General features: G+C 63.2%; 10 protein-coding genes and 1 pseudogene. All 11 read right to left on the bottom strand.

Annotated features, from left to right (window positions below):
* Positions 1-161 (bottom strand): annotated as a pseudogene (locus BUC40_RS23170) (C4-dicarboxylate ABC transporter); the annotation flags it as partial.
* Between the two features lie 165 nt (positions 162-326).
* Entirely contained in the window at positions 327-1,322 is a 996-nt protein-coding gene (gene dctP, locus BUC40_RS17360; RefSeq protein WP_073267425.1) for a C4-dicarboxylate TRAP substrate-binding protein DctP, read from the bottom strand.
* Between the two features lie 325 nt (positions 1,323-1,647).
* A complete protein-coding gene (locus BUC40_RS17355; RefSeq protein ID WP_073267424.1) occupies positions 1,648-3,033 on the bottom strand; it encodes a sigma-54-dependent transcriptional regulator in 1,386 nt (461 codons plus the stop codon).
* The gene (locus BUC40_RS17350) at positions 3,030-4,847 is read right to left on the bottom strand and encodes a sensor histidine kinase (RefSeq protein WP_073267423.1); all 1,818 of its coding nucleotides are present in this window, start codon (positions 4,845-4,847) and stop codon (positions 3,030-3,032) included. Before BUC40_RS17350 ends, BUC40_RS17355 begins: the two co-directional genes overlap by 4 nt.
* A 128-nt stretch (positions 4,848-4,975) precedes the next feature.
* Positions 4,976-5,845, bottom strand: coding sequence for a dTDP-4-dehydrorhamnose reductase (gene rfbD, locus BUC40_RS17345; RefSeq protein ID WP_073267422.1), 870 nt, complete (start codon positions 5,843-5,845; stop codon positions 4,976-4,978).
* The gene (gene rfbC, locus BUC40_RS17340; RefSeq protein ID WP_073267421.1) at positions 5,842-6,387 is read right to left on the bottom strand and encodes a dTDP-4-dehydrorhamnose 3,5-epimerase; all 546 of its coding nucleotides are present in this window, start codon (positions 6,385-6,387) and stop codon (positions 5,842-5,844) included. Before rfbC ends, rfbD begins: the two co-directional genes overlap by 4 nt.
* Positions 6,387-7,256: a glucose-1-phosphate thymidylyltransferase RfbA gene (gene rfbA, locus BUC40_RS17335; protein WP_073267420.1), complete on the bottom strand. Its 870-nt coding sequence runs from the start codon at positions 7,254-7,256 to the stop codon at positions 6,387-6,389. Before rfbA ends, rfbC begins: the two co-directional genes overlap by 1 nt.
* A complete protein-coding gene (rfbB, locus tag BUC40_RS17330) occupies positions 7,253-8,320 on the bottom strand; it encodes a dTDP-glucose 4,6-dehydratase (RefSeq protein ID WP_073267419.1) in 1,068 nt (355 codons plus the stop codon). Before rfbB ends, rfbA begins: the two co-directional genes overlap by 4 nt.
* Before the next feature lie 90 nt (positions 8,321-8,410).
* The gene (ypfJ, locus tag BUC40_RS17325; protein WP_073267418.1) at positions 8,411-9,277 is read right to left on the bottom strand and encodes a KPN_02809 family neutral zinc metallopeptidase; all 867 of its coding nucleotides are present in this window, start codon (positions 9,275-9,277) and stop codon (positions 8,411-8,413) included.
* A 26-nt stretch (positions 9,278-9,303) separates the two neighbouring features.
* On the bottom strand, positions 9,304-9,738 hold the full coding sequence (locus BUC40_RS17320; protein WP_073267417.1) for a DUF411 domain-containing protein: 435 nt from the start codon (positions 9,736-9,738) through the stop codon (positions 9,304-9,306).
* A gap of 54 nt (positions 9,739-9,792) precedes the next feature.
* Positions 9,793-10,977, bottom strand: a complete 1,185-nt coding sequence (gene pobA / locus BUC40_RS17315) for a 4-hydroxybenzoate 3-monooxygenase (protein WP_073267416.1) — start codon at positions 10,975-10,977, stop codon at positions 9,793-9,795.
* Positions 10,978-11,042: the final 65 nt, after the last annotated feature.

Below are 11,042 nucleotides of genomic sequence, written 5' to 3'. Positions count from 1 at the left end.
ATCGCATCGTTGGCGAAAGGCAGCGAATCTCCCAGCGAATAGAACACGCCGTAGATGTTGTTGAATACCACGTACGAGAAGGTCACCAGGGTCATGCCTGCAAGCAGGAATGCCACCAGGAACTCTTCGAGGTTATTCCAGACACGAGCGACAGCGTGCATGGGAATCTCTCCGTTGTTAGAGCGGTCGCGAAGCGACGCAAGGGACAGCGACACCGCGGGCCAGGCAGCCAGGCTGCGGCCTTGAACCATCAGTGGTCGGAAAAGCGGGCAACGCCGCCGCTCAGGCGGCGTTGCCAGTGGCCCAGGATATGGACCGGGTCAGCCTTAGTTGGCCTGGTTGGAGGCTTCGGCAGCCTTGATCAGGTCGGCACCGATCTCGCCTTCGAACTTCTTCCATACCGGACGCATGGCTTCACGCCACTCTTCACGCTGCTCGGGCGTCAGGGTAACGATTTCGGTGGTGCCGGCATCGAGGATGCGCTGCTTGTCTTTCTGATTCAGCGCTTCGGCCTGCTTGTTCACTTCGACGGTGACTTCGGCGAGGATCGCGGTCAGCTCGGTGCGGATATCTTCCGGCAGGCCGTCCCAGAACTTGGTGTTGGTGATCACCATGTAGTCCAGTACACCGTGGTCGGACTCGGTGATGAACTTCTGCACTTCATGCATCTTCTGGCTGTAAATGTTCGAGTACGGGTTTTCCGCACCGTTGACTACGCCAGTCTGCAGGCCCTGGTAAACCTCGGCGAAGCTCATCTTGCGCGGCGCTGCACGCAGGGCTTTGAACTGCTCATCCAGTACGGCGGAAGCCTGTACGCGGAACTTCAGGCCGCGCGCATCTTTCGGCTCGACCAGTTTCTTGTTGGCCGACAACTGCTTCATGCCGTTGTGCCAGTAGCCAAGGCCGGTGATGCCTTTGCTTTCCATGCTGGTCAGCAGGGATTTGCCTTCAGGGCTTTGCTGGAAACGGTCGACTGCGTTGATGTCGTTGAACAGGAACGGCAGATCGAAAATCTGGATCTGCTTGGTGTAATGCTCGAACTTGGCCAGCGACGGGGCGATGATCTGCACGTCACCCAGCAGCAGCGCTTCCATTTCCTTGCCGTCGCCGAACAGCGAGGAGTTCGGGTAAACCTGCACGGTTACCTTGCCGGCCATACGCTCTTCGACGAGCTTCTTGAACAGCATGGCACCCTGGCCTTTCGGCGTGTGCTCGGCAACCACGTGGGAAAACTTGATGGTGATCGGATCGGCGGCCTGGGCCAGGCCGGCGATGCTCAGGGACAGGGCACAGACCAGTGCCTTGGCAGTAAATTTGAACATGCGATGCTTCCTCTTGTTGTTGGATATCTAGCCCTGCTGGGGGCTGAAACGAGCGGACAAGAGCAAGTCGAGGATTGCCGTAAGAAGCGGCAGGATCGGTTGGCTGCGATTAGGCCTGGACTTGTACTTGTTCTTCGCTGGTTAGAAATATAGCAAGTGCTGTGCCAGCCTGCGACGAAAGCGCGCAGGACAGCTTTGCGTTGTTCGCAAAGCCTTGTGGGGTGGGCTCGCTTGATTTCGCCAGGAAATGATGCTGGTCATGGCGACTGTCGGCTTTCACGGGAGGTTGGCAGGGATGATGAGTGCTCGGCAATAATCCGCCTATTCAGTCGGCGTCGTCTGGCGAGCTACCGCCAGCGTCCGCGAAATTCAGCCCATGTTTACGTAATTTATCGTGCAGGGTCTTGCGAGGCATGCCGAGGGCTTCTGCCAGGCTACGTAATGATCCGTGATTGCGGGTCAGCTCGGCAGCGATCAAAGCGCGTTCGAAGGCCTCGACCTGTTCACTGAGGCTGCCAGTCAATGGGGCGCTGTGCGGCTGGCTGTTAATTGTCAACTCCAGGCCCAGATCCAGCCCGAGGGCGAAGCGCTCGCCGGCATTCTGCAACTCACGCACGTTGCCAGGCCACGGGTGACGCAACAGCATGGCGCGCTGGCCAGGTTGCAACTCGCGCTGCGGCAGGCCATGGCGGGCGCTGGCGGTATTGGCGAAGTGTTGGAACAGCACCAGGATATCCTCGCCGCGTTCGCGCAGCGGCGGGATGCGTAGCGGCGCGACATTGAGGCGGTAATACAGGTCGGCGCGGAAGCGGCCCTGATCGGCGGCGGTGCGCAGGTCTTCCTTGGTGGCGGCGATCACGCGGATGTCCAAGGGAATCAACTGGTTGCCGCCCAGGCGCTCGACCACCCGTTCCTGCAGCAGGCGCAGCAGCTTGACCTGCACGTCCAGGGTCATGCTCTCTATCTCGTCGAGGAACAGGGTGCCACCATTGGCGAACTCGAACTTGCCGATACGCCGTTTCTGCGCGCCGGTGAAGGCGCCGGGCTCATGGCCGAACAGCTCGCTTTCCACCACGGATTCAGCCAGGGCACCGGCGTTGATCGCCACGAAAGGGCCGTCGCGGCGGCTGGACAGGTCGTGCAGAGCGCGAGCGACGACTTCCTTGCCGGCCCCGGTTTCGCCGAGGATCAGCACGTCGGTGCTGATTCCGGCCAGGGAGCCGATCTGTTCGCGCAGGCGCTGAATGGCTGGTGAGTTGCCGACCAGGCGGCCGGACAGTTGCTGGCGGTCGGCCAGTGCCAGGCGCAAGCTGCGGTTATCCAGCACCAGCCGGCGCAGGGCCAGGGCGCGACGCACGCTTTCCAGCAGGTCTTCGCTGGCGAAGGGCTTTTCCAGAAAGTCATAGGCTCCGGCGCGCATGGCCTGCACGGCCAGGGGCACGTCGCCGTGGCCGGTGATCAGCAGTACCGGCAGGTCGGGATCCTGTTCGTGCAGTTGCTTGAGTAGCTCCAGCCCATCGACGCCGGGCATGCGGATATCGCTGACCACCACGCCTGGCCAATCGCGCTCGATGCGTTCGGCCAGGCCCTTGGCATCGGCCAGGATAGCGACCTTGAGGCCAGCCAGATCCAGCGTCTGGCTGAGAGCCTGTCGCAGGTGCGGGTCGTCGTCGATCAGCAGAACCTGAGTGTGGGCGTCGATGATGCTCATACGGTGATGTCCTCGGGCGGCTGGATGTTCACGCCGTTTTCGGCGGTGCGCAGGCGCAGGATCAGGTGTGCGCCACCTTGGGAATGGTTGGCGAACAGCAGTTCGCCGCCCAGGGCGCGCATCAGGGTGTCACAGATCGCCAAGCCGAGGCCGAGGCCCTGGGCGCTGGTCTTGGTGGTGAAGAAAGGTTCGCGGGCATGGGCCAGGGCGCTTTCCGAGAAACCGGGACCATTGTCACGCAGATGTAGCTCGAGCTGGTCGCCCTGCAGCTCCGTGCTGATCCAGATACGCCGCGGTTGCGGGCGCTCGCCCAGGGCGTCCAGGGCGTTGGCCACCAGGTTGCTGAGCACCTGGCGCAGGCGCGTTTCGCCGGCCTGTACCCACAGCGTGGCGTCGGGCAGGTCGCGAATCAGCTCGACATCCATGGCCCGTCGGCGCTTGGCCAGCAGCGCCAGGGCATCGTCGATGGCCGGTTGCAGGGCCACGCTTTCTGGTGCATGACGGTCGCGGCGGGCGAAGGCGCGCAGGTGGGCGATGATCGAGGCCATGCGCTCGGTGAGCTGGCTGATCAGCTTGAGGTTGCCGCGAGCATCCTCGGTGCGCTGATGGTCGAGCAGCACGCCGGCGTTTTCCGCGTAGCTGCGGATGGCCGCCAGTGGCTGATTGAGCTCATGGCTGATGCTCGCACTCATGGTGCCCAGGGCGGTGAGCTTGCTGGCCTGGACCAGTTCGTCTTGGGCCTGGACCAGCTCCTGCTGGGCCTGTTCACGCTCCAGCACCTCCTGCTTGAGACGGCTGTTGAGGCGTTCCAGATCCTGGGTGCGCTCTTGCACGCGCTGCTCCAGTTCCTGACGTGCGCGGGTGCTCAGGGCAATGCGGTCGAGGTAATGGCGGCGGCGCTGCATCAGCAGACCGAGCAGCAGAATCAGCACCAGCAGCGCACCGCCGCCGATGGCCACCACGGTGCGCACCGAGCGGTCGAGCACCACCCGTGGAGCGAGAATACTGACGCTCCAGCCGGTTTCGTCGAGTACCCGGCTCTGTGTCAGCCAGGCCTCGGGGTCCAGCTGCAGGGGTGGCGGTGACTGGGTCGGGTAGGGCTGGATGGCCGCGATGGAAGCGCGCTCGGCCTTGTCCAGCGGGCGGCTGGCGTGAAATCGCCAGTCTGGACGTGAGGTCAGGATCACCACGCCGTTGTTGTCGGTCACCAGCAGCTGTTCCGGGGTGTTGCCCCATAAGCTCTCGGTGTGGTCGAGGTCGACCTTGATGACCATCACGCCGATCTTCTGGTTATCGTCGTAAACGGCGGAAGCGAAATAGTAGCCGCGCTTGCCGGAGGTGGTGCCGAGGCCGAAGAAGCGGCCCAGGCGGCCGGCCAGGGCTTCCTGGAAGTAGGGGCGGAAGGCGAAGTTGCCACGCACGAAGGTGTCCTGCTGATCCCAGTTGGAGGCGGCCAGGGTTTCGCCCTTGGGGTTCATCAGGTAGATGACGTCGGCACCGGTCTGCTGGCGCACCCGCTTGAGCAGCTGGTTGGCTGCCGCCTGCGCCGCTTCGTCGCCGGGCGTGGCCAGCACGGTGCGCAGGCCCGGTAGGTCGCCGAGAATCGGCGGCAACACTTCATAGCGGCGCAGGGTGCCCAGCAGGTTGGCCACGTACAGATCGAGGGTCTGGCGGTTCTGTTCGGTCAGCTGAGTGCGGTAATAGCGTTCGGCGACGTACTGCAGCGGCCACAGCAACGGCGCCAGCAACAGGGCCAGCAAGGCCAGGCTGCGCCAGCGGGGGCGTTTGGGAATGGTGCTGGGAGTCGTGTTCATGAAGTCGGCGCCGGAAAGACCGGGGCATTATGACCGCATACGCCTGGCGCCAGGTAGCCCGGCTCGAATGCTGCGATGTAGGGCAAGGCCCCGGTATCGCTGCGCTCAATCCGGGCTACAGGCTCAGGTCAGCGCGGGCTGCTCAGGCACTGCAGCAGGCCGTCGTGCCAGTCCGGCAGGCGTACGCCCCAGTCACGTTCCAGGCGCGTGCAGTCGAGCCGCGAGTTGAGCGGGCGCTGGGCGGGCGTTGGATAGTCGCGGGTGGCGATGGCGGTTAGCTGGGCAACGGGCTTGCCTTGCGCCAGCAGCTGTGCGGCGATGGCTTTGGTAAAGCCGAACCAGGAGGTCTCGCCCCGGGCGGTGAAGTGATAAACACCCCAGGCTGCGGTTTGCGCAGTCTGCCAGCGTTCGATCAACTGCCCGGTCGCGGCGGCGATACTGCCGGCCCAGGTTGGCGCGCCGATCTGATCGGCCACCACGCTGAGCTGTTCGCGTTCCTGCAACAGGCGCTGCATGGTCAGCAGGAAGTTGCGCCCGTGCAGCGAATACACCCAGCTGGTGCGCAGGACCAGGTGCTTGCCGCCCACCGCGGTAATCGCCTGCTCACCGGCCAGCTTGCTGTGGCCGTAGACGCCGAGCGGATTGGGAGCATCGTCTTCTTCATAGGCAGTGGTTTTGCTGCCGTCGAAGACGTAGTCGGTGGAGTAGTGGATCAAGGGTACGTCGAGCACGGCGGCCTCTTCGGCAAGCACGCCTGGGGCGATAGCATTGATCGCAAAGGCCGCCTCTGGCTCGCTTTCCGCGGCATCGACCGCCGTGTGTGCCGCGGCATTGATGATCAGCTCCGGGCGCAGATGGCGCACGGCTTCACGCAGGCGCATGGTGTCGGAGAGGTCGAGCTGCTCGCGGCCGAGCACGATAAGTTCGTGACTTTGGCTGAGCAACAACTGCAACTCACGGCTCACCTGGCCATGCTGACCGAGCAGGAGAATCTTCATGGGAACAGCTCGGCATCGTCGAAGAGTTTGCCCTGTTGATCCTTCTCTGAAAGCTTGGGTTCGCTTTGCAGCTGCCAGTCGATGGCCAGTTTTGGGTCGTCCCAGCGGATACAGCGCTCATGAGCCGGCGCGTAGTAGTCGGTGGTCTTGTAGAGGAATTCGGCGAACTCGCTGAGCACCACGAAGCCATGGGCAAAGCCTTCGGGTACCCACATCTGCCGCTTGTTGTCGGCAGAAAGATGGGCGCCAACCCACTGGCCAAAGGTCGGCGACTGACGGCGCAGATCCACGACGACGTCATATACCTCACCAGCCGAGACGCGCACCAATTTGCCCTGGGCCTGCTGCACCTGGTAGTGCAGGCCACGCAGCACACCACGTTGCGAGCGCGAGTGGTTGTCTTGAACGAAATTCGGATTCAGGCCCGTCGCGTCGGTAAAAGCCCTGGCGTTGAAGCTCTCGTAGAAGAAGCCCCGCTCATCACCGAACACCTTGGGTTGCAGTATGAGTACGTCGGGGATGCTGGTTTGAATGATTTGCATCAGTTCTCCTCGGCCAGGCTGAACAGGTACTGGCCATAACCGGTTTTGCCGAATGCCTTGGCCTGAGCGAGCAGGCGATCGCGGTCGATCCAGCCTTGCCCGTAGGCGATCTCTTCCAGGCAGGCGACTTTCAGCCCCTGGCGGTGTTCGATGGTTTGTACATATTGCGAGGCTTCCAGCAAGCTGTCGTGAGTGCCGGTATCGAGCCAGGCGAAGCCGCGGCCGAAGCGTTCCACGCGCAGGTCGCCGCGCTGCAGGTAGGCATTGTTGACGTCGGTGATCTCCAGCTCGCCGCGTGGCGAGGGTTTGACCGCTTTGGCGATCTCGATCACGTCGTTATCGTAGAAGTACAGGCCGGTGACGGCATAGCTGGAGCGCGGCTGGGTCGGCTTTTCCTCGATGGAAATCGCCTGACCCTGAGCATCGAACTCCACCACGCCGAAACGCTCTGGGTCGCGAACCCAGTAACCGAATACCGTGGCGCCCTTGTCTGCGGCTGCAGCACGCAACAGCTTTTCGGTGAAGTGCTGACCGTGGAAAATATTGTCGCCGAGGATCAGGCACACCGAGTCGTCGCCGATGAACTCTTCGCCAATGATGAAGGCGCGGGCCAGGCCATCCGGTTCGGGCTGTTCGGCGTAGCTCAGCTGCAGACCGAACTGGCTGCCGTCGCCGAGCAGTTTCTTGAACTGCGGCAGGTCATGGGGCGTGGAAATGATCAGGATCTCGCGGATGCCGGCGAGCATCAGCACCGACAGCGGGTAGTAGATCATCGGCTTGTCGTAGATCGGCAGTAGCTGCTTGGATAGGCCCAGGGTGATCGGGTGCAAGCGGGTGCCGGAGCCACCGGCGAGAATGATGCCTTTCACTGTTGTTGCTCCTTGGGGGCGCCGAGTCGTTCGCGCTGATAGCTGCCGTCCTGTACGCGGCGGCACCAGTCGAGGTTGTCCAGGTACCAGCGTACGGTTTTGCGCAGGCCGCTGGAGAAGGTCTCTTCCGGCGTCCAGCCCAGTTCACGTTCGATCTTGCTGGCGTCGATGGCGTAGCGCAGGTCATGACCGGGGCGGTCGGTGACGAAGGTGACTTGCTCACGGTAGGAGCCTGCCGTACGGGGTTGCAGCTCGTCGAGAAGGTCGCAGATGGCATGCACCACATCGAGGTTCTTCTGCTCGTTGTGGCCGCCGATGTTGTAGGTCTCGCCGACCTGGCCACGGGTCACCACCTGCAGCAAGGCACGGGCATGATCCTCGACGAACAGCCAGTCGCGTACCTGCTGGCCGTTGCCGTACACCGGCAGCGCCTTGCCATCCAGGGCATTGAGGATCACCAGCGGGATCAGCTTTTCCGGGAAGTGATACGGGCCGTAGTTGTTCGAGCAGTTGGTCAGCAGCACCGGCAAGCCATAGGTTCGCTGCCAGGCACGCACCAGATGGTCCGAGGCCGCTTTGCTGGCCGAGTAGGGCGAGCTGGGTGCGTAGGGCGTGGTTTCGGTGAACAGGTCGTCGGCGCCATGCAGATCGCCGTATACCTCGTCGGTGGAAATATGGTGGAAGCGGAACGCCTGGCGACGGGGCTCATCCAGCGTCGACCAGTAGGCGCGGGTGGCTTCGAGCAACGCATAGGTGCCGACGATATTGGTCTGGATGAATGCCGCCGGGCCATCGATGGAGCGGTCGACGTGGGACTCGGCGGCCAGGTGCATGATGGCGTCGGGCTGGAAGCTTTGTAGCGCCTCGCTTACCGCAGGCTGATCGCCAATGTCCGCTTGCAGGAAGCGATAGCGCGGGCTGTTCTCGACCTCGCGCAGCGATTCCAGGTTGCCGGCGTAGGTCAGCTTGTCGAGGTTGAGCACCTCATGATCGGTGTCGTTGATCAGGTGACGGATCAAAGCCGAGCCGATGAAGCCGGCGCCGCCGGTAACGAGAATGCGCATGTGAAAGGTGCCTGGCCATTAAAAAGTGAAGTATGCCCGCCCGAGCGCTTTTGCGTACAGCGCCAGCCCTGACCAGTCAGGGCTGGCGGCTTACAGCCTTGCGCTGGAAAAGGTGTCGCAGGCACTAACCTTGCCGCCTTCGAACCCGGTAGTGAACCAGTGCACACGCTGCGCCGAGGTGCCGTGGGTGAAGGAGTCCGGGACCACGTGGCCGCGCGCCTGTTGCTGCAGACGATCATCGCCGATGGCATTGGCGGCGTTCAGGGCTTCTTCCAGGTCGCCAGGTTCGAGCCAGTCGAGGCGCTGCTGGGCGTGGTGCGCCCAGATGCCAGCCAGGCAGTCGGCCTGCAGTTCCTGGCGCACCAGCAGGCCGTTGGCGCCTTCCAGAATTTCACCGCGCTGGCGGGCTGCATCGATCTTGGCGGAAACGCCCAGCAGCGTCTGCACGTGGTGACCGACCTCATGGGCGATCACATAGGCCTGGGCGAAATCGCCGGCCGCGCCATAGCGCTGTTCCAGATCACGAAAGAAGCTCAGGTCCAGATAGACCTGTTTATCGCCCGGGCAATAGAACGGGCCGACCGCCGAGTTGGCAAAACCGCAGGCGGAGTTCACCCCGCCATCGAACAGCACCAGTTTCGGGTCCTGGTACTGGCGACTGTTGGCCTGGAAGATCGTGCGCCAGGTGTCTTCGGTGTCGCCGAGTACCGCGCGCACGAACTCCGACTGCTCGTCGTTGGCAGCAGGGCGATCCGTCTGGGTCGTCGTGTAGCCGCCTGATTGCCCGGCCAGTTGGCCGAGAATCTGCAACGGGTCCTGGCCCATCAGCAAGCCCACCACCACCACGATGGCGATGCCGCCGAGGCTCAGGCCGCGCCCGCCGCCAAAGCGCATGCCGCCACCGCCGCCGCGTGCATCCACCACGTTGTCACTACGGCGAGCTCGTTTCCAGCGCATGGCGATATCCTTTCAGTGGGGGCTAATCAGTTGCCCGGATAACTACTGACCACGCTTTCGCCGCCTTGTGCGTCCAATCCAATCACCTGATAGGCATCGCGGATATTGCCGCGCTCCATGCCCGGCGCACCGGTGGGCATGCCGGGGGCGGCGATGCCGAGCAGATCGGGGCGTTCACGCAGTTTGAGGATATCGGCGGCGGGCACATGACCTTCGACGAATTTGCCGTCGATCACCCCGGTATGGCACGAGCCCAGGCGCTCGGGCACGCCGAGACGTTCCTTGACCCCGTGCATGTCGGTCTCGACATGGTCGTTGACCGTGAAACCGTTGGCCTGCAAGTGGCTGATCCAGCCCTTGCAACAGCCGCAGTTGGCATCGCGGTGTACATCGATGGTCAGCGGCTCGGCGGCCTGGGCGAAGCCGGCGAACAGGCCGGCGACAAGAAGCAGTGGGCGCATGCTGGAAATCCTCGGCGTGTTTTCGCGAGCATAGCGCCGCCAGCAGGTGTTTATCTATTCGATAGGCTCGTAGGGCAGCCCCACGTAGTTTTCGGCGATGCTGGTGCGCCCCGCCTCGGAACCCACGAAGTAATCCAGTTCGGTCTGGCGCATACGTGCGGTGAAGGCATCGGTATCCGGGAAGTTGTGCAGCAGGCCGGTCATCCACCAGGAGAAACGCTCGGCTTTCCAGATCCGCCGCAGGCAGATCGCCGAGTAGCGTTCCAGTAGCTCGTTTCGGCCTTCGCGGTAGACCTTGAGCAGGATGCGGTACAGCGTGCTGACGTCGCTGGCCGCCAGGTTGAGGCCCTTGGCGCCGGTCGGTGGCACGATATGAGCGGCGTCGCCAAGCAGGAACAGCTTGCCGTACTGCATGGGCTCGACTACGAAGCTGCGCAGCGGCGCGATGCTTTTCTCGATGGATGGCCCGGTGACCAGATTGGCCGCCGTGTCGGCCGGCAGACGCGCTTTCAGCTCACTCCAGAAGCGCTCGTCGGGCCAATCTTCGACCTTCTCGTCGGCGTCGACCTGCACGTAATAACGGGTGCGCGTCGGCGAGCGCATGCTGCACAGCGCGAAGCCGCGCGGGTGGCTGGCGTAGATCAGCTCCTCGGCCACCGGGGGGGTGTCGGCCAGCACGCCGAGCCAACCGAAGGGGTAGACGCGCTCGAACACCTTGAGGGTGTCGGCGGGGATCGATTGCCGGGACACGCCATGGTAGCCGTCGCAACCGGCGATGTAGTCGCAGTCCAGGCGCTGTGCCTGGCCATCTTTATGGTAAGTGAGGTAAGGCGCGCCGTCCTTGAGGTTGTGCAGTTGTACGTCACTGACCTCGTAGTGGGTCACGCCGCCAGTCGCCTCGCGGGCCTCCATCAGGTCGCGGGTGACTTCGGTCTGGCCGTAGATCATCACCGTCTTGCCGCCGGTCAGGCTCTTGAGGTCGATGCGCTCGCGGCGGCCGTCGAAAGCCAGTTCGAAACCGTCGTGCACCAGGCCTTCGCGGTCCATACGGGCACCGACGCCGGCTTCGCGCAGCAGGTCGGTCATGCCCTGTTCGAGCACCCCGGCGCGAATACGGCCGAGCACGTAGTCGGGGCTCTGGCGTTCGAGAATCACGGTGTCGATGCCAGCTTTGTGCAGTAGTTGGCCGAGCAGCAGGCCGGAGGGGCCGGCCCCGATAATGGCGACGGAAGTTTTCATTTGTTGTCCTCGATATTGTTGTGTGGACCTTTGTGCTTGTATTTTTGATTGGTGTAGGCCGGCGG

It is taken from the genome of Phytopseudomonas punonensis, assembly GCF_900142655.1.
Lineage (GTDB): Bacteria > Pseudomonadota > Gammaproteobacteria > Pseudomonadales > Pseudomonadaceae > Aquipseudomonas > Aquipseudomonas punonensis.
The sequence above is the reverse complement of the archived record's forward strand: the minus strand, read 5'-3'. Positions and strand labels throughout refer to the sequence as shown.

Bases quoted from the DNA above. Each gene is read 5' to 3' on its own strand.
- dctP (WP_073267425.1), bottom strand. From the start codon at position 1,322: ATGTTCAAATTTACTGCCAAGGCACTGGTCTGTGCCCTGTCCCTGAGC.
- BUC40_RS17355 (WP_073267424.1), bottom strand. From the start codon at position 3,033: ATGAGCATCATCGACGCCCACACTCAGGTTCTGCTGATCGACGACGAC.
- BUC40_RS17350 (WP_073267423.1), bottom strand. From the start codon at position 4,847: ATGAACACGACTCCCAGCACCATTCCCAAACGCCCCCGCTGGCGCAGC.
- rfbD (WP_073267422.1), bottom strand. From the start codon at position 5,845: ATGAAGATTCTCCTGCTCGGTCAGCATGGCCAGGTGAGCCGTGAGTTG.
- rfbC (WP_073267421.1), bottom strand. From the start codon at position 6,387: ATGCAAATCATTCAAACCAGCATCCCCGACGTACTCATACTGCAACCC.
- rfbB (WP_073267419.1), bottom strand. From the start codon at position 8,320: ATGCGCATTCTCGTTACCGGCGGCGCCGGCTTCATCGGCTCGGCTTTG.
- ypfJ (WP_073267418.1), bottom strand. From the start codon at position 9,277: ATGCGCTGGAAACGAGCTCGCCGTAGTGACAACGTGGTGGATGCACGC.
- BUC40_RS17320 (WP_073267417.1), bottom strand. From the start codon at position 9,738: ATGCGCCCACTGCTTCTTGTCGCCGGCCTGTTCGCCGGCTTCGCCCAG.
- pobA (WP_073267416.1), bottom strand. From the start codon at position 10,977: ATGAAAACTTCCGTCGCCATTATCGGGGCCGGCCCCTCCGGCCTGCTG.